This is a genomic window from Pseudomonas fluorescens (genome assembly GCF_000967965.1).
GTDB lineage: Bacteria > Pseudomonadota > Gammaproteobacteria > Pseudomonadales > Pseudomonadaceae > Aquipseudomonas > Aquipseudomonas grandcourensis.
This window is the reverse complement of sequence record NZ_LACC01000011.1, coordinates 351,299-374,656: the sequence shown is the minus strand read 5'-3', so window position 1 is coordinate 374,656 and position 23,358 is coordinate 351,299. Positions and strand designations below refer to the sequence as shown.

Annotated in this window: 22 protein-coding genes; 14 read left to right on the top strand and 8 right to left on the bottom strand. The window is 61.7% G+C overall.

The features are described 5' to 3' along the window. Positions 1 to 17 precede the first annotated feature (17 nt). The 6 genes from VC35_RS08745 to pilG all read right to left on the bottom strand — a co-directional run bounded on the left by VC35_RS08745 (position 18) and on the right by pilG (position 10,010). Positions 18 to 479 carry a chemotaxis protein CheW gene (locus VC35_RS08745; protein ID WP_046039270.1) on the bottom strand — a complete coding sequence of 154 codons (462 nt, stop codon included), beginning with the start codon at positions 477 to 479 and terminating at the stop codon, positions 18 to 20. Beyond that, on the bottom strand, positions 472 to 6,378 hold the full coding sequence (locus VC35_RS08740) for an Hpt domain-containing protein (RefSeq protein ID WP_046039269.1): 5,907 nt from the start codon (positions 6,376 to 6,378) through the stop codon (positions 472 to 474). The genes VC35_RS08745 and VC35_RS08740 overlap by 8 nt, the downstream gene beginning before the upstream one ends. Before the next feature lie 37 nt (positions 6,379 to 6,415). Then, positions 6,416 to 8,476 (bottom strand): methyl-accepting chemotaxis protein, encoded by a 2,061-nt coding sequence (locus tag VC35_RS08735; protein WP_046039268.1) that lies wholly within the window; start codon positions 8,474 to 8,476, stop codon positions 6,416 to 6,418. Between the two features lie 156 nt (positions 8,477 to 8,632). After that, positions 8,633 to 9,172, bottom strand: a complete 540-nt coding sequence (locus VC35_RS08730) for a chemotaxis protein CheW (RefSeq protein WP_046039266.1) — start codon at positions 9,170 to 9,172, stop codon at positions 8,633 to 8,635. 10 nt (positions 9,173 to 9,182) lie between these two features. Further along, on the bottom strand, positions 9,183 to 9,548 hold the full coding sequence (gene pilH, locus VC35_RS08725) for a twitching motility response regulator PilH (protein WP_007897961.1): 366 nt from the start codon (positions 9,546 to 9,548) through the stop codon (positions 9,183 to 9,185). Between the two features lie 57 nt (positions 9,549 to 9,605). Beyond that, on the bottom strand, positions 9,606 to 10,010 hold the full coding sequence (gene pilG, locus VC35_RS08720) for a twitching motility response regulator PilG (protein ID WP_007987791.1): 405 nt from the start codon (positions 10,008 to 10,010) through the stop codon (positions 9,606 to 9,608). A 235-nt stretch (positions 10,011 to 10,245) separates the two neighbouring features. Here pilG and gshB point away from each other — a divergent pair, with 235 nt between their 5' ends. The 7 genes from gshB to VC35_RS08685 all read left to right on the top strand — a co-directional run bounded on the left by gshB (position 10,246) and on the right by VC35_RS08685 (position 16,323). After that, on the top strand, positions 10,246 to 11,217 hold the full coding sequence (gene gshB / locus VC35_RS08715) for a glutathione synthase (RefSeq protein WP_046039264.1): 972 nt from the start codon (positions 10,246 to 10,248) through the stop codon (positions 11,215 to 11,217). A 106-nt stretch (positions 11,218 to 11,323) separates the two neighbouring features. Further along, entirely contained in the window at positions 11,324 to 12,223 is a 900-nt protein-coding gene (locus tag VC35_RS08710) for an energy transducer TonB (RefSeq protein ID WP_046039262.1), read from the top strand. A 192-nt stretch (positions 12,224 to 12,415) separates the two neighbouring features. Beyond that, a complete protein-coding gene (locus tag VC35_RS08705; protein ID WP_046039260.1) occupies positions 12,416 to 12,988 on the top strand; it encodes a YqgE/AlgH family protein in 573 nt (190 codons plus the stop codon). After that, positions 12,988 to 13,425 (top strand): Holliday junction resolvase RuvX, encoded by a 438-nt coding sequence (gene ruvX, locus VC35_RS08700; protein WP_046039258.1) that lies wholly within the window; start codon positions 12,988 to 12,990, stop codon positions 13,423 to 13,425. Before VC35_RS08705 ends, ruvX begins: the two co-directional genes overlap by 1 nt. Before the next feature lie 79 nt (positions 13,426 to 13,504). Next, entirely contained in the window at positions 13,505 to 14,008 is a 504-nt protein-coding gene (gene pyrR, locus VC35_RS08695; protein ID WP_046039256.1) for a bifunctional pyr operon transcriptional regulator/uracil phosphoribosyltransferase PyrR, read from the top strand. Between the two features lie 27 nt (positions 14,009 to 14,035). After that, positions 14,036 to 15,055: an aspartate carbamoyltransferase catalytic subunit gene (locus tag VC35_RS08690; protein WP_046039254.1), complete on the top strand. Its 1,020-nt coding sequence runs from the start codon at positions 14,036 to 14,038 to the stop codon at positions 15,053 to 15,055. Continuing rightward, the gene (locus VC35_RS08685; protein ID WP_046039252.1) at positions 15,052 to 16,323 is read left to right on the top strand and encodes a dihydroorotase; all 1,272 of its coding nucleotides are present in this window, start codon (positions 15,052 to 15,054) and stop codon (positions 16,321 to 16,323) included. Before VC35_RS08690 ends, VC35_RS08685 begins: the two co-directional genes overlap by 4 nt. Positions 16,324 to 16,412: 89 nt before the next feature. Here VC35_RS08685 and VC35_RS08680 read toward each other — a convergent pair whose 3' ends face one another. After that, a complete protein-coding gene (locus VC35_RS08680) occupies positions 16,413 to 16,832 on the bottom strand; it encodes an NINE protein (protein WP_046039250.1) in 420 nt (139 codons plus the stop codon). A gap of 251 nt (positions 16,833 to 17,083) precedes the next feature. On the opposite strand from VC35_RS08680, the gene VC35_RS08675 reads away from it, so the two are divergent. Further along, positions 17,084 to 17,704 carry a C40 family peptidase gene (locus VC35_RS08675; protein ID WP_046039247.1) on the top strand — a complete coding sequence of 207 codons (621 nt, stop codon included), beginning with the start codon at positions 17,084 to 17,086 and terminating at the stop codon, positions 17,702 to 17,704. Between the two features lie 140 nt (positions 17,705 to 17,844). Here VC35_RS08675 and VC35_RS08670 read toward each other — a convergent pair whose 3' ends face one another. Beyond that, positions 17,845 to 18,879, bottom strand: coding sequence for a type IV pilus twitching motility protein PilT (locus VC35_RS08670; protein WP_046039245.1), 1,035 nt, complete (start codon positions 18,877 to 18,879; stop codon positions 17,845 to 17,847). A gap of 56 nt (positions 18,880 to 18,935) precedes the next feature. On the opposite strand from VC35_RS08670, the gene VC35_RS08665 reads away from it, so the two are divergent. From VC35_RS08665 to metW, 6 genes are all read left to right on the top strand, one after another. Continuing rightward, positions 18,936 to 19,622: a YggS family pyridoxal phosphate-dependent enzyme gene (locus VC35_RS08665; protein WP_046039244.1), complete on the top strand. Its 687-nt coding sequence runs from the start codon at positions 18,936 to 18,938 to the stop codon at positions 19,620 to 19,622. Between the two features lie 35 nt (positions 19,623 to 19,657). Next, on the top strand, positions 19,658 to 20,476 hold the full coding sequence (proC, locus tag VC35_RS08660) for a pyrroline-5-carboxylate reductase (protein WP_046039242.1): 819 nt from the start codon (positions 19,658 to 19,660) through the stop codon (positions 20,474 to 20,476). Between the two features lie 24 nt (positions 20,477 to 20,500). Next, on the top strand, positions 20,501 to 21,088 hold the full coding sequence (locus VC35_RS08655; protein WP_046039240.1) for a YggT family protein: 588 nt from the start codon (positions 20,501 to 20,503) through the stop codon (positions 21,086 to 21,088). Next, entirely contained in the window at positions 21,088 to 21,384 is a 297-nt protein-coding gene (locus VC35_RS08650) for a DUF167 domain-containing protein (RefSeq protein ID WP_046039238.1), read from the top strand. Before VC35_RS08655 ends, VC35_RS08650 begins: the two co-directional genes overlap by 1 nt. Before the next feature lie 181 nt (positions 21,385 to 21,565). Next, the gene (gene metX, locus VC35_RS08645) at positions 21,566 to 22,705 is read left to right on the top strand and encodes a homoserine O-succinyltransferase MetX (RefSeq protein WP_046039236.1); all 1,140 of its coding nucleotides are present in this window, start codon (positions 21,566 to 21,568) and stop codon (positions 22,703 to 22,705) included. A 7-nt stretch (positions 22,706 to 22,712) separates the two neighbouring features. Beyond that, entirely contained in the window at positions 22,713 to 23,333 is a 621-nt protein-coding gene (gene metW, locus VC35_RS08640; RefSeq protein ID WP_046039234.1) for a methionine biosynthesis protein MetW, read from the top strand. Positions 23,334 to 23,358: the final 25 nt, after the last annotated feature.

The following is a 23,358-nucleotide window of genomic DNA, read 5'->3' as shown; positions in this document are numbered from 1 at the left end:
TCACCGCTGAATCGGGATCAGTCGACCAGCCCGGCATCCACCAACAACGCCTCCAGCGCCAACAGATCCGGCACCTTGGCCACCTGCTCGCCCACCTGCACCGCCGCCTGTTCCAGCGAACACAACGGCACATCCACGTAACTCAACTGGCTATCGAGCTTGCAGGAGCGAGGAATCCCCTGCACCAACAGCGCGATGAACTTCAGCTCGGGGCGACCGCCCAGGGCGTTGAGAATGACGATCCGCGCGCGTTCGCCGATGACGACTTTCTGCGCGCATGCCGACTCGAAACTCAGCAGCGGAATCTGCCGGTCGCGCCAGGTCACCAGGCCCAGATACCACGGCGGTGTGTCGAGGTCGAACGTCCCCGGCTGCTGGTAATCGATCAGCTCGGCAACGGCGACGTTGGGCAGGATCAGGTTGCGGTCGGCCAACGGCAGCAGCAGGCCTGTGAGGTTGCTGGTGCGGTGCTCAAGCATGGGTCTTGCTCCACAAGGCGATGCTTTCGAGCAGCACCGATTCCTGGTACGGCTTGCCAAGATAATCATTGACGCCGATGGCCATGGCGCGGTCGCGGTGTTTCTGTCCGGTGCGGGAGGTGATCATGATGATCGGCAGGTGTTGCAGGCGTTCGTCGTTGCGCACCTGGGTCGCGACTTCGAAGCCATCCATGCGCGGCATCTCGATGTCCAGCAGCATCAGGTCGGGCATATGCTCTTCCAGCAGCAGCATGGCATCGACCCCGTCCTTGGCGGTCAGCACGTTCATGCCGTGGCGTTCGAGCAAGCGGCTGGTGACCTTGCGCACGGTGACCGAGTCGTCGACCACCATCACCAGCAGCGGCCGATGCGGTTCGGCCTCGATCTCTTGCCCCGCCGGACGCTGGGGTACACGGGCCTGCATGGCGCGGATCGGCGCCAGCAAATCCAGAATCAGCACCACCCGGCCATCCCCGAGAATCGTCGCCCCGGACACCCCTTGCACCGCCGCAAACTGCGGCCCCAGGCTCTTGACCACGATTTCGCGAGTGCCGGCCATGGCGTCCACCAGCACCGCAATGTGCCGTTCGTTGCACTGCACCAGCAACACCGGCAATGGCAGGCTCTGGCCCAACAGTTTCGGGCGCGGGCTGGTTTTCAGCAGCTCACCCAGGTAGCACAGCTCGTAACGTTGTCCGGCGTATTCGTAGGTCGGCGAATCGAAGCGGAAATACCCTTCGAGTTCATTGGGCAGGACGCGCACGATGCCGTCGATGGTATTGAGCGGGATCGCGTATTGGTCCTCACCGCACTGCACCATCAACGCCCGGTTGACCGATACGGTAAACGGCAGGCGAATGCGGAAATGCACGCCCTGCCCGGGCACCGAGTCGATGCTCATGGTGCCGCCCAGTTGCCGCACCTCTTCGTGCACCACGTCCATGCCAACGCCGCGCCCGGAGATCTGGGTGATTTTTTCGGCGGTGGAAAACCCCGGTTGCAGGATGAACTGCAACACGTCGTGATCACTGATGACACTGTCCGGGGCGAGCAGGCCGCGCTTGATCGCCTTGCGCCGCACCGCGTCCAGCGGCACACCGGCGCCGTCGTCGCGGATGTCGAAAATGATGTCGCCGCCTTCGCGCAGCAGATCGAGGGTGATCTTGCCCTTGGCCGGTTTCCCCGCCGCCAGCCGCGCTTCGACGGACTCCAGGCCATGGTCGACGGAGTTGCGCAGCATGTGTTCCAGCGGCGCGGCCATGCGCTCGAGAACGTTGCGATCCATCTCGCCTTCGGCGTTGTCGACGATGAAATCCACGTCCTTGCCCAGTTCGCTGGACACCTGCCGGACGATGCGCTGCAAACGCGGGAGCATGCGTTCGAACGGCACCATGCGCGTGCGCATCAGGCCTTCCTGCAATTCGGTGTTGATGCGGCCCTGCTGTTGCAGCAGGTTTTCCGTGTCCTGATTGCGTCGCTCGAGGGTTTCCTTGAGGTCGAGCAAGTCAGAGGCCGATTCGAACAGCGCCCGGGACAGTTGCTGCAATTGTGAGTGGCGGTCCATTTCCAGCGGGTCGAATTCCTCGTAGCCCAGGCGTTCGGCGTCGACTTGCTGGCGGCTGAGGATCCGCCCCTGGGTCTCGGTGTCGAGGCGGCGCAACTGGTCGCGCATCCGCTCGATGGTAGTCTCCATCTCATTCAGGGCGATGTGCGCATCGTTGACCTGCTGCTCGATCCGGCCACGGAAGATCGAGGTTTCACCGGCCAGGTTGACCAAATCGTCGAGCAGCTCCGCCGAGACCTTGACCATGTCGGCGCCGACATCGGACGGCGGCGCCAGCGGCTCGGCCTTGGGCGTGGCCGACGGCGCAACCGGCGCGGGCGCTTCAGGCACGGCCGGGTGGCTGAAGTTCTTGATCGCATCGATCAAGCGGTCGGCCGGCGGCATCGGCTCGCCGGCGCGGGCCGCGTCGAGCATCTGCGCCAGGCGGTCATGGCTGCGCTGCAACAGCGCAAACAACGGCTCCGTCGGTTGCAGCACGCCGGTGGACAGGCCTTCGTAGAGGAACTCCAGTTCATGGGCCAGATCGCCGATCGCGGCGATTTCCACCATGCGCGCGCCACCCTTGAGCGTGTGCAGGTCGCGCAGCAGGGTTTCCACTTCCTGACGACTCGAAGGTTGGGCCTGCCAGCGCTCCAGCGCCGCCCCGGAGCTTTCGATGATATCGAAACCTTCCTCGAGGAAGATCTCCAGCAATTCCGGATCGTGCGCAGCCGAGTCGTTGTCGGTCGCCTGCCGGGCGGACTCGGCGATACCCGAATGACCTTGACGGTAGGCACGAATGGCTTCGATCAGCTCAGGGGCATCGTCCAGCGGCTGGTTGAGCTGCAACTGTTCGAGGTACAGCGCCAGTCGCTCATGGCTCTGTTTGAGCAGTACCTCCAGTGAATCGCTGAAGGCATAACGACGGTCCACCAAGCCCTGGTAAAGGCTTTCCAGTTCATGGGCCAGATCCCCGACCGGCCCGACCTCGGCCATGCGCGCGCCACCCTTGAGGGTGTGTAAATCCCGTTGCAGGGACGACAGCGGCGCGGCGTTGTCCGAGTCGCGCAACCAGCGCTGCAAGGCCTGACCGGCGCTTTCGAGGATATCCACCGCCTCTTCAAGGAAGATCGCAACGATTTCATCGTCCAGCCCTGGCGCCCTCGCACTCTGCTCAAGCTCGGCGGTGGCCGTCCCCAATTCGCGGATGCTCAAGCTGCGGCTGCCATCGCTGCGGATCAGGCCCATGGCCGACGGGTCAAGGCTCTCGTCGAGCAGTTCGCGCAAGGCCCTGATCCGTTGCGGCTGCGGGCTGACTTCCTGGCCGGCGGCCAGTTCGTCGAGCATGTTGATCAGTGCTTCATGGGCAGCCTGTGCCTCATGGAAAAACCGCTCGCTGACCGCCAGGCTGCTTTCTTCCACGGCACCGTACAGATCGAGCAATGCTTCGCACAGCTCATCCACCGGGTGCAGGTCGGCCAGGTGGGCGCCTTCGCCGAGGGTTGTCAGTTCGTCCAGCAGCGCGCTGAGTTCCTGACGTTCGCCGGGGTGTTGCTGCCAACGCTGCAACAGGCTTTCGGCGTCCAGCAGGATGTCCATGCCCTGGGCGAGAAAGTTGTTGATCAGTTGCGGATCGCGCTTGATCCGCAACCCGCTGTTCGGTGTGCTCAGGAGGTTTTCCAGGTGCTCGGCCAGCAGCACCCTGGCGCGCTCGGCCAAACCCCGGGCACCGGGAATTTCCGCCAGCGGATCTTTCTTGAGCTGGCGCAAACCGAGGCGAAACAGCCCTTCAGCTTCCAGCAGCAATTCGACTTCATCCAGATCCAGCGCGATCAGGTGCGCCTTGTATTCTCGGGCCAGTTGATCCAGCGGTGCGGCCAGCTCGGCAATCGGCAACACACCGGCCATATAAGCGCTGCCCTTAAGGGTGTGCAAGGCGCGCTGCAATTCGTCGCTGGCCTGCAACGGCACATGTTCGGCGGCCTGATCAAGGAAGCGATTGAGGCTGCCCAGATGGGTTTCGGCTTCTTTGCGGAAGATCTCCAGCAACAGCGGGTCGAGGGCCGCGACATCTTGCGTATCCTCATCGGACACCGGTTCATCGCCCTTGGCCAGGGCATGGGCGCGGGCGGCCAACTGGTCGACATCGTTGCGCTGACGCTGGGCATTGGCGGCGTATTCGGCCACCAGTTCCGGCAGCAGATGCAGCACATCGCCGATCAGTTGCTGCACCGTGGCGCCCGGTTCCACGCTGTTTTCCAGTACGCGGTTAAGCAGGTTTTCCACGGCCCAGGCCAGCTCGCCCAGCACCAGGGCGCGCACCATGCGGCCACTGCCCTTGAGGGTATGGAAGGCGCGGCGCAGCTCACCCAGGGCCGAACGGTTGTCAGGGTTGACCGACCAGCGCGGTAAGTACTCGCGCAGGACTTCCAGGACCTCGTCGGTTTCTTCGAGGAACACTTCGCGCAGTTCTTCGTCCACCGGCTCTTCGCCCGCGGGCGGCGGCAGCAGGCTGCCCGGGGTGTTCAACGCGGGCGGGTTCAGGCTCGAAACCGGGCTGGCGAGCACATCGGCCAGGGTCTGGACGATCTGTGGATCATCCAGACCCTGCATCATCTGCATGACCTGCGCATCGCTCGGGTTGAGTACATCATCAAGCACGGGCACATGCTGCTCACTGGGGAAAAACCCGAGGCTTGCCAGGCTTTTTTCCGCGACATCGAGCAGGTTTTCACCCTGCGCCTGCGGGTCATCGCTGAGGCGCTCGAGGTAGTACTCGATGCTGGTGATCACGTCGGCCAGGCTGTCCAGTTCCTGCCAGCCCGGTTGACCCGGCTCGAGCAGCAGGTGCTCGCGAATAAAGTGATTGCAGGTCTCGACCAGGCTCGCCGCCCGGCTCAAGGGAATCATCGCCAGCGCGCCACGCACCTGGGTCAGCAAGGCCGGCAGCGCCTGCAAATGCTGGCGGTCCCAATCGGCGTCGATGTAGTCGACGATCATGTCCTTGGCCTGCAGCAAACAGATGCGGGCCTCCTTGATCACGATCTGATGGATCTGCGTCAGGTCGGTGGTCGGCAGGCGGTTGTCGTCCTGGCTCTCCGGCTCAACGGTTCCGACCATGCCGGCCAGCGTCGCTTCGACGTACAACAAGGCCCCGGCAACGTCCATGAGGATCGCATCGTTGGGTTCGCGCTGACCCTGAGCGAGACTGAGCACCACCGCCAATTGATCGATGATCACCTTGCGCGGCTGGCCGAAACCCAGCACCGCCAAGGTGTCAGCTATTTGCCGCAGCGGCGCCAGCAGGCTGTCGAGGTCGGAGGTGTGCTGGCGGTCACTGCGCACGAACAGGTCCAGGCGCTCCTTGACCCGCACCAGCTCTTCGCACAGCGCAGCCAGTACCGAGCGCATGGCATCACGGTCGGGACCGGCCAGCCGCGCGCGTTCTTCATCGACCATCGCGCTGTCAGGCAGCGCGTCGTCCAGTGAGTAGCGTTCTTTCATGGTCAGCATCTGCCCGGTGGGATGTTCGGCCTTAGCAATGTAGAACAGCAAACTCTTGAGCAGCTCCGGCGGGGCCGGTTGATTGATGCCGGGCATGCCTTGTTCGAGCATGCGCTTGAGTTCCTTGTCGGCCTCCTTGAACAGACTGCGCAAGGCCGGGCTGTTGGCGATCGCACCGCCCCGCATGCCTTCGACCAGCGCCGATGCCACCTGCCATAACGGGCTCAGAGGTGCATTGGTGCACAGTGCTTCGAGGCGGGTGAAGACCTTGGCCAGGTAATCGAGGTTGGTGTCGTTGTCCTGTTCACGCAGGAATCCGACCAGCGCAAGCTGCAGCATCTGCCGAAGCTTGCGCAGCACACCGGGCAACTCGGCCGGCTCCAGCTGCGCCAGCGTTTTTGCATCCAACGCTGGCAACTCGGGCAATTGCGGGCTGAACAGGCTAGTTTCCGACAACAGGCTTTCGCCACGGGCGCTGCGCAGGTCGTTGATCAGGGGCAACACCACCAGTGGCAAGTCGCGACGCGCGCCTTGCACCCGCTCGAGGTAGATCGGCAGTTGCCCGAGGGCCTGCATCAACAAGTGCAACGCCTCGTCGCGATGGCTGGCACGGTTGCTCTGCAAGGCCATGGCCAGCTGTTCCATTTCTTCGGCGAGCAACGCCGCGCCGTAGAACTCGACCATCTGCAAACTGCCGTGGACTTGATGGATGCATGCCAGGCAATCATCCAGCGCTTGGGTCGCCTGCGGATCATCGAGCAGGTTTTCAATCGCGTGATGAGCCTGTTTCAGCGTTTCGGCAATCTCGCCCTTGACCCACTCGAGGGCCACATAGTCGTGCCGATCACCCATAACCACTCCAATCACAATTCAGATACCCATGGGCGGTTCAAGCTTTGTCCACAACCTGCGCCTTGGCATCGGGCAAGGTGAAACCGGACACCGAACGACGCAACTGACTGGCCATTTTCGCCAGGTTGCCGATGCTGTCGGCCGTGGCGGTGGAACCCGACGACGTCTGCGAGGTGATCTGCTGGATCACGTTCATCGTCAGGGAAATCTGACCGGCCGACGACGTCTGTTGTTGCGCCGCATTGGAAATGCTCTGGATCAACGCCGCAAGTGTCTTGGACACGCCTTCGATTTCTTCCAGGGCCACACCGGCATCCTGCGCCAGACGAGCGCCGCGCACCACTTCGGTCGTCGTCTGCTCCATGGAAATGACGGCTTCGTTGGTGTCGGTCTGGATCGCCCGCACCAGGGTTTCGATCTGCCGGGTAGCGGCGGACGAGCGCTCGGCCAGGCGCTGCACTTCATCGGCGACCACGGCGAAACCGCGACCGGCGTCACCGGCCATGGACGCCTGGATGGCCGCGTTGAGGGCAAGGATGTTGGTCTGGTCGGCAATGTCATCGATCAGGCTGACAATGTCGCCGATTTCCTGGGATGACTCGCCCAGGCGCTTGATGCGTTTAGCGGTGTCCTGAATCTGTTCGCGAATGTTGTCCATGCCGTGGATGGTGTTGTGCACCACCTCGTTGCCCTTGTTGGCGATTTCCACCGAGCGCTCGGCAACCGCCGAAGATTCCGCCGCGTTGGCCGACACCTGGTCGATGGACTCGGCCATGTCGTTGATCGCCATCGACGCTTCGGAAATCTGCTGGGCCTGATGTTCCGACGCTTGGGCCAGATGCATGGCGGTGGCCTGGGTTTCCTGCACGGCGGCGGCCACCTGGCCGGCGGTGAGGTTGATGGTCGCGACCAGATCGCGCAACTGGTCGACGGAGTAGTTGATCGAGTCGGCGATAGTGCCGGTAAAGTCTTCGGTCACCGAGGCCGTCACCGTGAGGTCGCCATCGGCCAGGTCTTCGATCTCGTCGAGCAGGCGCATGATCGCGTTCTGGTTTCGCTCGTTTTTCTCGGCGGTTTCGCGCAACTGACGATTGGTTTCGCGCACCATCACCATGCCGATCAGGATGATCGAAGCCAGCGCCAACAAGCCCAGCACATAACCGCCAATGGTGTCTGTGGTGCGCCCGCCGACCATGTTTTCGAAACCGCTGGCCAGGTGTGAGGCTTCGTCGAGCAGGGTTTGCGACAGGCTGAAAATGTTCGAGGCCGATTCGCGGACCTTGAATAGTTCCGGCGAGGTTTCGAGAATCTCGTCCACCGAGCCCGAGACGAACTCGAACAGCTCGGAAATTTCCGCGAGTCGCGCACGGGCGTCGTGGTCTTCGACCTGGCTGACCTTGAGCGCCGGGTCGCCCTGGAGCATGCCATTGAGCACCTTGCCGAACTGCGTCGCGTCACGCCCGAATGCATCGGCGGCCTGCTGAGAATTTTCGTCGCCGGCCAACACCGTGTTGACCGCGCCGAGGATTCGCTCGGCCAGCAGCGACTGGCGCTGGGCCATGGCCACCTGGGCCGCCGGGGCGCCCCGCTGCAGCAGGATCTCGACGACTTTCTCGTACTCGACCTGCAATTGCGGCACGGTTTCGGCCAGGGTCGCGGCGACCTGATGCAGCGACAGGACGGTTTGCTCGCTGGAAAGAATCGCATCGGTGTTTTTCAGCAGGCGTTCCCAGTCCTGTTGCACCGCGCGCATCTCTGGACGCACGGTGGTAGGGGCTGGCGGCAGACCGGTGGCCGGGTCGCCCTTCTTCAGATAACCCCAGCGCTGGGCGAAATCGTTGCGCGCATCACTGAGCAACTTGAACGCGGCAGACTTGCCGGCGGCGGCTTCGGTGGCGTTCTTGGCAATACGCTGGGACAGCACGCGCAGTTCGCCGGCGTGGCCGATGTACTGTTTGTCATAGACAGCCTGGGTGTTGAGGTACGCGAAGTTGGCGAACAGCAGCATGATGAAGACGATCAGCGCGATAAACAGCACGATAATCTGCGACCGGCTGCGCGACCCTTCCATTGGCTTGCCTGCTTTTGCTTTTATCATCGGTCCTCGCCTGTTAACCCACACCTTCCAAGACTTGCCGAGGAACCTGTGGGAGCGAGCTTGCTCGCGATAGCGGTGTGTCAGTCGACATTAATGCTGGCTGCAAGTCCGTCATCGCGAGCAAGCTCGCTCCCACAAGGTTCTCTGTTGCTCCAACTACACCGCGACGTTCATGAACCCCTGGGACTGCGTCAACGCAAACGGGCTGAACACCTGCCAGCACTGCTCGCGCTGAAACCGGCCTTTGACGAACGCCGCCACCGGCCCCTTCAACTCGTCTGCCGGCACCGGCTCCAGGCTGTCCTGGGCAAAGTGCTGGAGGCCGAAGACTTCATCGACCAGCAACCCGGCAAACACCTCTTCATGTTCCACCACCAACACCCGCCGCTGCCGGCGCGCCGCCGAAAGCTCGTGCCCGAAGAAGCCGCACAGGTCCATGACCGGCAGCAAACGCCCGCGCAGGTTGGCGACACCCTTGACCCAGGGTTTGACCCCCGGCAGCTGAGTGGAGCGCGGCTCATGCAAGACTTCGCTGACTTCGCTCATGGGCGCGACATACCAGTGTTCGCCCAGGCGAAAACCGATGCCGCTCCAGCTGTCCCGCCGGGCCGGCTGGGACGGCAGGTCCGCCGCCAGCAGACGACAGCGCTGGTCGATTTGCAGCAGCAGCTCGAAAGCCGTCAGCGACTCGTTCATGGCCTGACGATCAACCGGCCAGCACGTTGTTCAGGGTCTTGATCAGGGTGTCTTCATCGACCGGTTTGGTCAGATAGTCCTTGGCGCCCTGGCGCGTGCCCCAGACCTTGTCGGTTTCCTGATCCTTGGTGGTGATGATGATCACCGGGATATGCCCGGTTTCCGGGTCTTTGGTCAGTTGGCGGGTGGCCTGGAAGCCGTTGAGGCCGGGCATGACGATGTCCATCAGCACTGCATCGGGCTTTTCCTGGCGGGCCAGGGCCACGCCGTCGGCGCCGTTTTCGGCTTTCAACACTTCATGACCGTGCTTTTCCAGCATGCCGGTCAGTTTGTACATTTCGGTCGGCGAATCATCGACGATCAGAATACGTGCCATGGTCTTCCCCATTCTTGTCGACGCCTGGCCCGATGGCCGAGCGTCACTGTGCGTGTCCTACTGCGGCAAAACGGCGGCGAAGCCAGGAACATGGGCCTGGATCGCATCAAGCAATTCTTCCTTGCTGAACGGCTTGGTCAAAAACTGGTCGGAGCCAACGATGCGCCCCTTGGCCTTGTCGAACAGCCCGTCCTTGGACGACAGCATAATCACCGGCGTGGACTTGAACGCGCTGTTGTTCTTGATCAGGGCGCAGGTCTGATAGCCATCCAGCCGCGGCATCATGATGTCGACAAAGATGATGCCGGGATGGTTGTCGGCAATCTTGGCCAGGGCATCAAAACCGTCGATGGCCGTGATGACCTCACAACCCACGTTCTTGAGCAGCGTTTCGGCGGTGCGACGGATCGTCTTCGAATCGTCGATCACCATGACCTTCAAGGCGCTGGGGTGCTGTTCCATAAAATGCTCTACCGTCGCCTTTGCGAAACAAATTGTCCGTTTGCCGGTTAACGCGGCTCGAAACCCTTGATGTTCAAGGGCCGGCACGACATGGCAGCCTTTTTAGCACAGTCTCCAGAACCAATCTATCGGCCGACCCGCAAGGTGGTTTTTCCTTGACCGGGAACACACTCAGCGCCACTCTGACGCCACTTTTTTCATACCGATCCGGTAGCCAATTTTCGAGGAAAACCCAATGAGCGTTCGCGTCGGGATTGTCATGGACCCTATCGCCAGCATTTCCTATAAAAAGGATAGCTCGCTGGCCATGCTGCTGGCCGCGCAGAAGCGTGGCTGGGAGCTGTTCTACATGGAACAGCGCGACCTGTATCAGGGCGAAGGCCAGGCCCGGGCCCGGATGCGTCCGCTGCAGGTGTTCGCCAACCCGGAAAAATGGTTCGAACTGGGCGCCGAAAGCGACGCGCTGCTGAGCGATCTGGACGTGATCCTGATGCGCAAGGATCCGCCGTTCGATATGGAGTTCGTCTACTCCACCTATTTGCTGGAGCAAGCCGAGCGCGCTGGCGTGCTGGTGGTCAACAAGCCGCAAAGCCTGCGTGACTGCAACGAGAAGCTGTTCGCCACGCTGTTCCCGCAGTGCACGCCGCCGACCGTAGTCAGTCGCCGCGCCGACGTGTTGCGCGAATTCGCCGCCAAACACGGCGACGTGATCCTCAAGCCGCTAGATGGCATGGGCGGCACGTCGATTTTCCGTCACCGCGCGGGCGATCCGAACCTGTCGGTGATCCTCGAAACCCTGACCGCCCTCGGCGCCCAGCAGATCATGGGCCAGGCCTACCTGCCGGCGATCAAGGACGGCGACAAGCGCATTCTGATGATCGATGGCGAGCCTGTGGATTATTGCCTGGCGCGGATTCCAGCCCAAGGCGAAACCCGTGGCAACCTCGCTGCCGGTGGTCGCGGCGAAGCCCGTCCGCTGACCGACAAGGACCGCTGGATCGCCGCGCAAGTCGGCCCGACCCTGCGTGAAAAAGGCCTGCTGTTCGTTGGCCTGGACGTGATCGGCGAACACCTGACCGAGATCAACGTCACCAGCCCGACATGCATTCGCGAGATCGATAACGCGTTTGGCACTGACATCGGCGGCATGTTGATGGATGCCATAGAGAAGCAGCTGCAAGCTGCAAGCCACAAGCGGCAAGCTTGAAGCGTGCGGAGTACAGCTTGTCGCTTGAAGCTTAGAGCTTGAAGCTAAAAACCAACATTGCGTTATCATGCCGGGCCCGTAAAAACGCGATGTTGGTTTTTTTGCCATGACCCTCCCGTCCGATCTGCCTGCTGAGCTCGCCCACCGTGGCGTGCGCCCGGCTGATCGCCTCGGTTTTACCCTGTTTCTGGCGGTGTTGATCCACCTGGCCTTGCTGTTGGGTGTCGGGTTTGCAGTGGTCGAGCCCAAGCAGATCAGCAAAACCCTGGAAATCACCCTCGCCACCTTCAAAAGCGAAAAAAAGCCCGAGAAAGCCGATTTCCTGGCCCAGGAAAATCAGCAAGGCAGCGGCACCCTGGATAAAAAGGCGATTCCCAAGACCACCGAGGTCGCGCCGTTCCAGGACAACAAGGTGCAAAAGGTCACGCCACCGCCGGCCGCCAAGCCTGAAGCGCAGGAGGCCCCGCCGAAGGCTGCCGTGACCACCGTGGCGCCGAAGCCGAAAAAAGCCCCCGCCAAGACCGAGGAGCCCAAGACCGAGGTCAAGCCCCAGGTCCAGGCGCCGACCTTCGACAGCGAGCAACTGTCCAGCGACATCGCCAGCCTCGAAGCGGAACTGGCCGCCGAACAACAGCTGTACGCCAAGCGCCCACGCATTCACCGTTTGAGCGCGGCCTCGACCATGCGCGACAAGGGCGCCTGGTACAAGGACGAATGGCGCAAGAAAGTCGAGCGCATCGGCAACCTCAACTACCCCGACGAAGCGCGGCGCAAACAGATCTACGGCAACTTGCGCCTGATGGTGTCGATCAACCGCGACGGTTCGCTGTATGAAGTGCTGGTGCTGGAATCTTCGGGCCAACCGCTGCTGGACCAGGCGGCCCAGCGGATTGTGCGACTGGCAGCACCCTTTGCACCGTTTACCGGGGATTTGTCGGATATCGACCGGCTGGAGATCATCCGCACCTGGAAATTTGCCCGTGGTGACAGGCTCTCAAGCAATTGATTCACCGCAAACCCCCTGTAGGAGCGAGCCTGCTCGCGATTGCGATCTGTCTGACACTTAAATGCTGGATGTACCGCCATCATCGCGAGCAGGCTCGCTCCCACACTTAATCTGTGTCGCGACTGATATTCGGGGCATTTCCTGTGCATCCCCAGCTTGTCAGTTCGCCCCTCGAACGCCACACTAGCGGTCATGAAAAACGTCAGCCCCAGCTACCTCAAGCATCAATTCCTGATCGCCATGCCACACATGGCCGACCCGAACTTTGCGCACACCTTGACCTACATCGTCGAGCACACGGCCAATGGCGCCATGGGGCTGGTGGTCAACCGTCCGCAAGATCTGAACCTGGCCGATATCCTTGAGCAATTGCGCCCGGAAATCGAACCGCCAGCGCTCTGCCAGCATGTGCCGATCTTCATCGGTGGCCCGGTGCAGACCGATCGCGGTTTCGTTCTTCACCCCAAAGGTCTGAGCTTCCAGGCGACCGTTGATCTGGAAGACGAGCTGGCCCTGTCGACCTCCCAGGACGTGCTGTTCGCCATCGCTGACGGTGTCGGCCCGGCGAAAAGCCTGATTGCCCTCGGCTACGCCGGTTGGGAAGCCGGGCAACTGGAGGCCGAACTGGCGCAGAACGCCTGGCTGAACTGCCCGTTCGACGCCGACATCCTGTTCAATACCAGCAGTGAATTGCGCCTGGAAGCGGCGGCCAAACATCTGGGCGTCAACCTCAGCCTGCTGACCAGCCAGGCGGGGCACGCCTGATGGCCCTGAAGCTGATTCTGGGTTTTGACTACGGCACCAAACAGATCGGCGTTGCGGTCGGCCAGGTGATTACCGGCCAGGCTAGCGAGCTGTGCACCCTGAAGGCGCAGAACGGCATCCCCGACTGGAACCAGGTCGAAGCTCTCATCAAAGAGTGGAAACCCGATGCTGTTGTGGTCGGCCTGCCGTTGAACATGGACGGTACGCCCAGCGACATGTGCGCCCGCGCGGAAAAGTTCGCCCGGCGCCTGAACGGCCGCTTCAACCTGCCCTTCTATACCCACGATGAACGCCTGACCACCTTCGAGGCCAAGGGCGAACGCCTGGCTCGTGGTGGCCAGAAAGGCAGTTACCGCGACAACCCGGTCGATGCCATCGCCGCCGCCCTGCTGCTGCAAGGCTGGCTCGACGAAAACACCGCACTGTTTGAATCCTGAAGAGCCGCTGTGCGTCTCTCTTAGCTACAACCCGAGCCACTTCCCGCACAGGCTGGCTCGGGCCCAAGAAGGAGCAACCATGAGCCTGCCCAATCCCGCCGAACTGATCAGCCAGATGGCGACCCGACTTGACGCCTATCTGGTCAAACGAGGCATCAGCGACCCGCGCTTCATCGGCATCCGTACCGGCGGCGTCTGGGTGGCCCAGGCCCTGCTCAAGGAGCTGGGCAGCAATGAGCCCCTCGGCACCCTGGACGTGTCCTTCTACCGCGACGACTTCAGCCAGAACGGCCTGCACCCACAGGTTCGCCCTTCGGCGCTGCCGTTCGAGATCGAAGGCCAGCACCTGGTGCTGATCGACGACGTACTGATGAGCGGCCGGACCATCCGCGCCGCCATGAACGAACTGTTCGACTACGGCCGCCCGGCCAGCGTGACGCTGGTGTGCCTGCTGGACCTGGACGCCGGCGAACTGCCGATCCGCCCGAACGTGGTTGGCGCGACCCTGTCGCTGGCCGCCCACGAACGGGTGAAGCTGTCCGGCCCGGAGCTTGCGCTCGAACTGCAAGACCTCGCCCTTTAATTCGCCCTATTGAGAGTCCCCCTCGCGATGACGCCTCTAGAAACCAAGCGCCCGCTGCAGCTCAATGATCAGGGCCAGCTGCGCCACTTCCTCTCGCTCGACGGTTTGCGCCGCGAGCTGTTGACGGAAATCCTCGACACCGCCGACTCCTTCCTTGAAGTCGGCGCCCGGGCCGTGAAGAAAGTCCCGCTACTGCGCGGCAAGACCGTGTGCAACGTGTTCTTCGAGAACTCGACCCGCACCCGCACCACCTTCGAACTGGCGGCCCAACGGCTCTCGGCGGACGTGATCACCCTCAACGTGTCCACGTCGTCGGCGAGCAAGGGCGAAACCCTGCTCGACACCCTGCGCAACCTGGAAGCCATGGCCGCCGACATGTTCGTCGTACGCCACGGTGATTCGGGTGCCGCGCACTTCATCGCCGAACATGTCTGCCCGCAAGTGGCGATCATCAACGGCGGCGACGGCCGGCACGCACACCCGACCCAGGGCATGCTCGACATGCTGACCATCCGTCGACACAAGGGCGGTTTCGAAAACCTTTCGGTGGCCATCGTCGGCGATATCCTGCATTCGCGAGTCGCGCGCTCGAACATGCTGGCCCTGAAAACCCTCGGTTGCCCGGACATCCGCGTGATCGCGCCGAAAACCCTGCTGCCGATCGGCATCGAGCAATACGGCGTGAAGGTCTACACCGACATGACCGAAGGCCTGAAAGACGTCGACGTGGTGATCATGTTGCGCCTGCAGCGTGAACGCATGACCGGCGGCCTGTTGCCGAGCGAGGGCGAGTTCTACCGCCTGTTCGGCCTGACCACCGCGCGCCTGGCAGGCGCCAAGCCCGATGCCATCGTGATGCACCCGGGGCCGATCAACCGTGGCGTGGAAATCGAATCGGCGGTGGCCGACGGCCCGCACTCGGTGATCCTCAACCAGGTGACCTACGGGATCGCCATTCGTATGGCGGTACTGTCCATGGCCATGAGCGGGCAGACTGCGCAACGCCAATTCGAGCAAGGCCAATTCGAGCAGGAGAAAGCCCAGTGAAGCTCAGCATTCTCGGTGCCCGCGTGATCGATCCGGCCAGCGGCCTGGATCAAGTGACCGATATCCACATTGAAGCCTGCAAAGTCGTCGCCCTTGGCGCGGCGCCAGCCGGCTTTGTCGCCGTCGACACCATCGACGCCAAAGGCCTGGTGGCCGCTCCCGGTCTGGTCGACCTCAACGTTGCCCTGCGCGAGCCGGGCTACAGCCGCAAAGGCTCGATTGTCAGCGAAACCCGCGCGGCGGCGGCTGGCGGCGTGACCAGCCTCTGCTGCCCGCCAAAGACCAAACCGGTCCTGGACACCTCGGCGGTGGCCGAACTGATCCTCGACCGCGCCCGCGAGGCCGGCAACACCAAAGTCTTCCCGATTGGCGCCCTGAGCAAAGGCCTGGACGGTGAACAGCTGGCCGAGCTCGTGGCACTGCGCGATGCCGGTTGCGTGGCCTTCGGCAACGGCCTGGAGAGTTTCCGCAACACCCGTACCCTGTGCCGGGCGCTGGACTACGCAGCGACTTTCGACCTGACGGTGATTTTCAACTCCCAGGATTACGACCTGGCCGAAGGTGGCCTGGCTCATGAAGGGCCGACCGCCAGCTTCCTGGGCTTGCCGGGCATTCCGGAAAGTGCCGAGACCGTCGCCCTGGCCCGGGATCTGCTGCTGGTTGAACAGACCGGCGTGCGCGCACACTTCAGCCAGCTCACAAGCGCACGCGGCGTGGAGCTGATCGCCCAGGCCCAGGCCCGGGGCCTGAAGGTGACCGCGGATGTCGCCCTGTACCAGCTGATCCTGACCGACGAAGCCCTGATCGGCTTCAGCAGCCTGTACCACGTCCAGCCGCCGCTACGCACCCGCGCCGACCGCGAGGGCCTGCGCGCAGCGGTGAAATCCGGCGTCATCTCGGCCATCTCCAGCCATCACCAACCCCATGAGCGTGACGCCAAACTGGCACCGTTCGGCGCGACCGAGCCGGGCATCAGCAGCGTTGAACTGCTATTGCCACTGGCAATGACCCTGGTCGAAGACGGCTTGCTGGACCTGCCGACGTTGCTCAAGCGCCTGAGCGCCGGCCCTGCCGAGGCCTTGCGCCTGCCGGCAGGCAAACTGGCGGTGGGTGGCGCGGCGGACATCGTGCTGTTCGACCCTGCGGCCTCGACCGTGGCGGGTGAAACCTGGCTGTCCAAGGGCGAAAACTGCCCGTTCATTGGCCATAGCCTGCCGGGTGTGGTGCGTTACACCCTGGTGGATGGGCGGATCAGCCACCAGGCTTAAAAACAAAAGATCGCAACCTGCGGCAGCTCACACGGGAATATGCATTTCCCTGCAGGAGCTGCCGCAGGCTGCGATCTTTTGCTCTTCGCTTATCGACTCTGCGCGTTACGCACAGAAACCTGGTCATTCAACGTCCAGAAGTCATACAGCACGCCAATAAAGAACAACCCGCCCGTCACCAGGTACAGCAACCCGCTGATCCATTTCCCCTGATACATCCGGTGCACACCGAACACCCCGAGAAACGTCAGCAGGATCCACGCCACGTTGTATTCGATGGGGCCCGCGGTAAACCGCAAGTCAGCCTCGCGGTCCATCGCCGGAATCAGGAAAAGGTCGATCAGCCAACCGATCCCCAGCAAGCCGAAGGTGAAGAACCAGATAGTCCCGGTCACCGGCTTGCCGTAATAGAAGCGGTGAGCGCCGGTGAAACCGAAAATCCACAGCAGGTAACCGATCACTTTACTGTGGGTGTCTTGCTGCTGGACAGCCTGTTGATAGGGGTTCATGAATGACCTCGATTCATACGATAGATAAATATTCTTTAATTCTTTGTGACTTTTTTACAGACATCCGACGTATGGCAAATGCTACCTTCACTCCCGTCAAAGCCTTGTAACACCGGACTCCTGTCCGACAATTGCGCCATTTTGCCGCTTTTTTGCCACCATTGCCCTCCAGATTGAATCGACCAACGGCCTCGGAGGCGGCAAAAAAGCTGTTATAAAGTTGCGCGCTAACTTATTAAGAGCCTTGCCTAATGCGTTCATTTTTCAAGACATGGCTAACCATTTGCCTTTTGATGCCACTGGCCGCCCACGCCACCAATCGTGAGCAACGTCTTCCTAACGTTAATGGTTACACCCCAAAATCCCATGCCTCTGCTCCTTCGAGCAAAGACAAGAAATCCGCTAAATATGCTCCAAGCCTGGCCAACGACAAAAGCGGCCTGGTTCCACCGATGGGCACCAAGGAAAGCAGCAACGTGCTGAGCCGCGCTGTGAACGTCCTTGGCACTCCCTATCGTTGGGGCGGCAGCAGCCCAAGCAAAGGCTTCGATTGCAGCGGCCTGGTAAAATACGCGTTCAACGACGCCACGTTCGACCTGCCACGCACCTCCAACGCCATGGCCAGCGGTCATGGGGAGAAAGTCGATCGCGACGACCTGAAGCCGGGCGACCTGATTTTCTTCAACATCAAGAGCCGTCGGGTCAATCACGTTGCCATTTACCTGGGCAACGACCGTTTCATCCACGCGCCACGTCGTGGCAAGTCGGTGTCCATCGATACCTTGAAGAAACCGTACTGGGAAAACCACTACGTGGTTGCCAAGCGGGTTCTGCCGAAAGAGCCGAATCAGCTGCGGGTTGTTCAGCGCTGATTGGCTAGCGCACACCTGACGGCGAGTACTTGTGGCGAGGGAGCTTGCTCCCGCTGGAGTGCGTAGCGTTCCCGGTTTTTTGGGGTTGCTTCGCAACCCAGCGGGAGCAAGCTCCCTCGCCACAGGTAACATTGCAATTCTCAGAAGTTATCCGGTGACCGCGCCTTCTCCCGCGCATGTTCACGACTGACCAACCCCTTGGTCACCAGGTCCTTCAAGCTCATATCCAGCGTCTGCATCCCCAACGACCCTCCCGACTGAATCGCCGAGTACATTTGCGCCACCTTGTCCTCGCGGATCAGGTTGCGGATCGCCGATGTCCCCAGCATGATCTCGTGGGCCGCGATGCGTCCGCCGCCGATTTTCTTCACCAGGGTCTGGGACACCACCGCCAGCAGCGACTCGGAGAGCATCGAGCGCACCATCGACTTCTCGTCCCCCGGAAACACGTCGACCACTCGGTCAATGGTTTTCGCCGCCGACGTGGTGTGCAGCGTGCCGAACACCAGATGGCCGGTTTCGGCCGCGGTCAATGCCAGGCGAATGGTCTCCAGATCGCGCATTTCCCCCACCAGAATCACATCCGGGTCTTCCCGCAGTGCCGAACGCAAGGCGGTGGCGAAACTACGGGTATCGCGATGGACTTCACGCTGATTGATCAGGCATTTGCGCGACTCATGAACGAACTCGATGGGGTCCTCGATGGTGAGGATGTGGTGATGACGATGGGTATTGAGGTAATCGATCATCGCCGCCAGCGTGGTGGACTTGCCGGAACCGGTCGGGCCGGTCACCAGCACCAGGCCACGGGGAGCGTCGGTCATCTTGTGGAACACGCCGCCCATGCCCAGTTCGTCCATGCTCTGCACTTTTGACGGGATTGTGCGAAACACGGCACCCGCGCCACGGTTCTGATTGAACACATTGACCCGAAAGCGCGCCACGCCGGGCACGTCGAAGGAAAAGTCGGTTTCCAGATGCTTTTCGAATTCCACCCGCTGGGCGTCATTCATGATGGCATGGATCAGAGCCTGCACCTGTTGGTGATCCAGGGCCGGCAGATTGATGCGCCGCACATCACCGTCGACGCGAATCATCGGCGGCAGGCCGGCAGACAGGTGCAGGTCGGATGCCCCCTGTTTGGCGCTGAATGCCAGCAGCTCAGTGATATCCATAGCGCCTCTCAATTCCAGTAGAATGCCGCGAACCTTCAGACCGCTGGCGCCTCTTGATGTCCACCATAGCAGACAACATTCTTCAGGTTAGTTCGCGCATACATGCCGCAACACTTGCTGCGAACCGCGCCGAAAACAGCGTCCGGTTGCTGGCTGTGAGCAAGACCAAACCCGCTCAGGACCTGCGTGAAGCCTACGCCGCCGGCCTGCGCGACTTTGGCGAGAACTACTTGCAGGAAGCGCTGGGTAAACAGCTGGAACTGGCCGACCTGCCCTTGATCTGGCACTTCATCGGCCCCATTCAATCGAACAAGACTCGTGCTATCGCCGAGCACTTCGACTGGGTGCATTCCGTGGATCGTCTGAAAATCGCACAACGCCTGTCCGAACAGCGTCCCGCCGATTTGCCGCCCCTGAACATCTGCATTCAGGTCAATGTCAGCGGTGAAGCCAGCAAATCCGGCTGCGCCCCGGCCGACCTGCCGGCTCTGGCCAACGCCATCAGCGACCTGCCGCGCCTGAAACTGCGCGGGTTGATGGCAATCCCGGAGCCTACGGAAGATCGCGCCGCCCAGGATGCCGCTTTCGCTGCCGTGCAAAGCCTGCAAGCCAGCCTGAACCTGCCGCTCGACACACTTTCCATGGGCATGAGCCATGACCTCGAGTCAGCCATTGCCCAAGGTGCCACCTGGGTCCGTATCGGTACGGCCTTGTTTGGCGCCCGCGACTACGGTCAGCCTTGAAAAATGGCTGACTCTTCTCTTTATAAGGACCTGACATGAGCAAGACGCGTATTGCCTTTATCGGTGCCGGTAACATGGCCGCCAGCCTGATCGGTGGCCTGCGGGCCAAGGGTCTGGAAGCAGCGCAGATCCGCGCCAGCGATCCGGGTGAAGAAACCCGCGCCCGCGTGAGTGCTGAACACGGCATCAAAACCTTTGCCGACAACGCCCAGGCCATCGACGGTGCCGACGTGGTCGTGCTGGCGGTCAAACCCCAGGCGATGAAAGCCGTGTGCGAAGCCATTCGCCCAAGCCTCAAGCCCGATCAACTGGTGGTTTCGATTGCCGCGGGCATCACCTGCGCCAGCATGAACAACTGGCTCGGCGCACAGCCGATCGTGCGCTGCATGCCCAACACCCCGGCGTTGGTGCGTCAGGGTGCAAGCGGCCTGTTCGCGACAGCCGAGGTGTCCGCCGAACAGCGTCAGCAGGCCCAGGAGTTGCTGTCCGCGGTCGGCATCGCCCTATGGCTGAATGAAGAGCAGCAACTGGATGCCGTCACCGCCGTGTCCGGCTCGGGCCCGGCGTATTTCTTCCTATTGATCGAGGCCATGACCGCCGCCGGCGTGAAACTCGGCCTGCCAGCGGACATCGCCGCGCAACTGACCTTGCAAACCGCCCTGGGTGCCGCACACATGGCGGTCTCCAGCGACGTAGACGCTGCCGAGTTGCGCCGCCGTGTCACCTCGCCTGCGGGCACCACGGAAGCTGCAATCAAGTCGTTCCAGGCCAATGGCTTCGAAGCCCTGGTCGAAAAGGCACTCGGCGCTGCCGCGCATCGCTCGGCCGAGATGGCTGAGCAACTTGGCCGCTAATCAGCTCTTAAAAAGGACTCAATAATGCTAGGACTCAACGATGCTGCCGTTTTCATCATTAAAACCTTGGGCAGCCTTTATCTACTGATTGTACTGCTGCGCTTCATCCTACAACTGGTTCGGGCGAATTTTTACAACCCGCTCTGCCAGTTCATCGTCAAAGCCACCCAACCTCTGCTCAAGCCGCTGCGCCGGGTCATCCCGAGCATGTTCGGGCTGGATATGTCGTCGCTGGTGCTGGCGCTGATCGTGCAGATACTGCTGATGGCGGTCATCCTCACGCTCAAAGGCTTCGAGGTTAACTGGTTGCTGATTGCGCCATGGTCGGTGATCGCCCTGTTCTCGTTGTTTTTGAATGTGCTGTTCTACGCGATGATCATCAGCGTGATTCTCTCCTGGGTTGCCCCGGGCAGCCACAACCCAGGGGCTGAGCTGGTCGCGCAGATTACTGAACCGGTACTCGCCCCGTTCCGCCGCATCATCCCGAACCTGGGCGGCCTCGATATTTCGCCGATCTTCGCGTTCATCGTGATCCAGTTGCTGCAAAGCTGGCTGATCCCGCGCCTTGCGTACTATGCCTTCATGCCACAGGGTCTGCTCGGCCTGATCTGATGAGCTACTTCCGCTGGGACGGTGACGACCTGATTCTGGAGTGTCACCTGCAACCGGCAGCCCGCAGTGATGATTTCTGCGGGCTGCACGGCGATCGCCTGAAGATCCGCCTGACCGCGCCGCCGGTCGAGGGCAAGGCCAACGCGTATCTGATGGCGTTCCTGGCCAAGGCCTTTGGCGTGTCCAAGAGCCAGGTCAGCCTGATCAGTGGCGAGTTGAACCGGCAGAAACGGGTGCGAATCTGTTCGCCGAAGAAGTTGCCGGACTTGCCTGATCTGGTGCGCCCGGCAGGCTGACCGCGTCATCGTTCATCGCGAGCAGGCTCGCTTCCACATCTGAAATGCAATCCCTGTGGGAGCGAGCCTGCTCGCAATGAATACACCTCGTTACAGCTGGAGGAAAACAGCTCGGACCTTTGCTTGCCGCTAACCCCAGCGGTCTTTAGACTTACGCCTCATTTCAATGAGAGCAGGGTCGATGCCAGCTGCCTTTCCCCCCGATTCTGTTGGTCTGGTGACGCCGCAAGTGGCGCACTTCAGCGAACCCCTGGCGTTGGCCTGTGGACGTTCGCTCCCGGCCTATGACCTGATTTACGAAACCTACGGCACGCTCAACGCCACGGCGAGCAACGCCGTGCTGATCTGCCACGCCCTGTCCGGTCACCACCACGCCGCCGGTTATCACAGCGTCGACGACCGCAAGCCCGGTTGGTGGGACAGCTGCATCGGCCCCGGCAAGCCGATCGACACCAGCAAGTTCTTCGTGGTCAGCCTGAACAACCTCGGCGGCTGCAACGGCTCCACTGGCCCGAGCAGCATCAACCCGGAGACCGGCAAGCCGTTCGGCGCCGACTTCCCGGTGTTGACCGTCGAGGATTGGGTGCACAGCCAGGCGCGCCTGGCGGATCGCCTCGGCATCGCCCAGTTCGCGGCCGTGATCGGCGGCAGCCTCGGCGGCATGCAGGCGATGCAATGGAGCATCACCTACCCAGACCGCATCCGTCATTGCCTGGCCATCGCCTCGGCGCCCAAGCTGTCGGCGCAGAACATCGCGTTCAACGAAGTGGCGCGCCAGGCGATCCTCACCGACCCTGAATTCCACGGCGGTTCGTTCCAGGAACACAACGTGATCCCCAAGCGCGGCCTGATGCTGGCGCGGATGGTCGGGCACATCACCTACCTTTCCGACGATTCCATGGGCGAGAAATTCGGCCGCGGGCTCAAGAGCGAGAAGCTCAACTACGACTTCCACAGCGTCGAATTCCAGGTGGAAAGCTACCTGCGCTATCAGGGCGAAGAGTTCTCCGGGCGCTTCGACGCCAACACGTACCTGTTGATGACCAAGGCGCTCGATTACTTCGATCCTGCGGCGAACTTCGACGATAACCTGGCCAAAACCTTTGAAGGTGCCAAGGCCAAGTTCTGCGTGATGTCGTTCACCACCGACTGGCGCTTCTCCCCTGCCCGCTCGCGGGAACTGGTGGATGCGCTGATGGCCGCGCGCAAGGACGTCTGCTACCTCGAGATCGACGCTCCGCAAGGCCACGACGCCTTCCTGATTCCGATCCCGCGCTACCTGCAGGCATTCGGCAATTACATGAACCGCATTACGTTGTGAGAAAGCCATGAGAGCTGATCTGGAAATCATCCAGGAATGGATCCCCGCCGGCAGCCGCGTGCTCGACCTCGGGTGCGGCGATGGCGAACTGCTGACCTGGCTGCGCGACAACAAGCAAGTCACCGGCTATGGCCTGGAAAACGATGCCGACAACATCGCCGAGTGCGTGGCCAAGGGCATCAACGTCATCGAACAGGACCTGGACAAGGGCCTGGGCAACTTTGCCAGCAACAGTTTCGATGTCGTGGTCATGACCCAGGCGCTGCAAGCGGTGCACTACCCGGACAGGATCCTCGAGGAAATGCTGCGCGTCGGCCGTCAGTGCATCATCACTTTCCCGAATTTCGGTCACTGGCGCTGCCGCTGGTACCTGGCGAGCAAGGGCCGCATGCCGGTTTCCGAGTTCCTGCCGTACACCTGGTACAACACGCCGAACATTCACTTCTGCACCTTCGCCGACTTTGAAGCCTTGTGTCGCGAACGTGAAGCGAAGGTCATTGATCGGCTGGCCGTGGATCAACAACATCGGCACGGGTGGGCCAGCAAGCTATGGCCTAATCTGTTAGGTGAGATCGGCATCTACCGGGTCAGCAGCCCGGGACTTTCCGACCACAGGGTCGCAGTCTGATCCACCCTATTTCAAGGAGAACGAT

Bases quoted from the DNA above. Each gene is read 5' to 3' on its own strand.
- pyrR (WP_046039256.1), top strand. From the start codon at position 13,505: ATGAGCCTGCCCAATCCCGCCGAACTGATCAGCCAGATGGCGACCCGA.
- VC35_RS08735 (WP_046039268.1), bottom strand. From the start codon at position 8,476: ATGATAAAAGCAAAAGCAGGCAAGCCAATGGAAGGGTCGCGCAGCCGG.
- VC35_RS08680 (WP_046039250.1), bottom strand. From the start codon at position 16,832: ATGAACCCCTATCAACAGGCTGTCCAGCAGCAAGACACCCACAGTAAA.
- VC35_RS08745 (WP_046039270.1), bottom strand. From the start codon at position 479: ATGCTTGAGCACCGCACCAGCAACCTCACAGGCCTGCTGCTGCCGTTG.
- VC35_RS08650 (WP_046039238.1), top strand. From the start codon at position 21,088: ATGAGCTACTTCCGCTGGGACGGTGACGACCTGATTCTGGAGTGTCAC.
- gshB (WP_046039264.1), top strand. From the start codon at position 10,246: ATGAGCGTTCGCGTCGGGATTGTCATGGACCCTATCGCCAGCATTTCC.
- pilG (WP_007987791.1), bottom strand. From the start codon at position 10,010: ATGGAACAGCACCCCAGCGCCTTGAAGGTCATGGTGATCGACGATTCG.
- metX (WP_046039236.1), top strand. From the start codon at position 21,566: ATGCCAGCTGCCTTTCCCCCCGATTCTGTTGGTCTGGTGACGCCGCAA.
- metW (WP_046039234.1), top strand. From the start codon at position 22,713: ATGAGAGCTGATCTGGAAATCATCCAGGAATGGATCCCCGCCGGCAGC.
- VC35_RS08690 (WP_046039254.1), top strand. From the start codon at position 14,036: ATGACGCCTCTAGAAACCAAGCGCCCGCTGCAGCTCAATGATCAGGGC.
- VC35_RS08705 (WP_046039260.1), top strand. From the start codon at position 12,416: ATGAAAAACGTCAGCCCCAGCTACCTCAAGCATCAATTCCTGATCGCC.
- VC35_RS08675 (WP_046039247.1), top strand. From the start codon at position 17,084: ATGCGTTCATTTTTCAAGACATGGCTAACCATTTGCCTTTTGATGCCA.
- VC35_RS08665 (WP_046039244.1), top strand. From the start codon at position 18,936: ATGTCCACCATAGCAGACAACATTCTTCAGGTTAGTTCGCGCATACAT.
- VC35_RS08655 (WP_046039240.1), top strand. From the start codon at position 20,501: ATGCTAGGACTCAACGATGCTGCCGTTTTCATCATTAAAACCTTGGGC.
- VC35_RS08730 (WP_046039266.1), bottom strand. From the start codon at position 9,172: ATGAACGAGTCGCTGACGGCTTTCGAGCTGCTGCTGCAAATCGACCAG.
- pilH (WP_007897961.1), bottom strand. From the start codon at position 9,548: ATGGCACGTATTCTGATCGTCGATGATTCGCCGACCGAAATGTACAAA.
- VC35_RS08670 (WP_046039245.1), bottom strand. From the start codon at position 18,879: ATGGATATCACTGAGCTGCTGGCATTCAGCGCCAAACAGGGGGCATCC.
- VC35_RS08710 (WP_046039262.1), top strand. From the start codon at position 11,324: ATGACCCTCCCGTCCGATCTGCCTGCTGAGCTCGCCCACCGTGGCGTG.
- ruvX (WP_046039258.1), top strand. From the start codon at position 12,988: ATGGCCCTGAAGCTGATTCTGGGTTTTGACTACGGCACCAAACAGATC.
- proC (WP_046039242.1), top strand. From the start codon at position 19,658: ATGAGCAAGACGCGTATTGCCTTTATCGGTGCCGGTAACATGGCCGCC.
- VC35_RS08740 (WP_046039269.1), bottom strand. From the start codon at position 6,378: ATGGGTGATCGGCACGACTATGTGGCCCTCGAGTGGGTCAAGGGCGAG.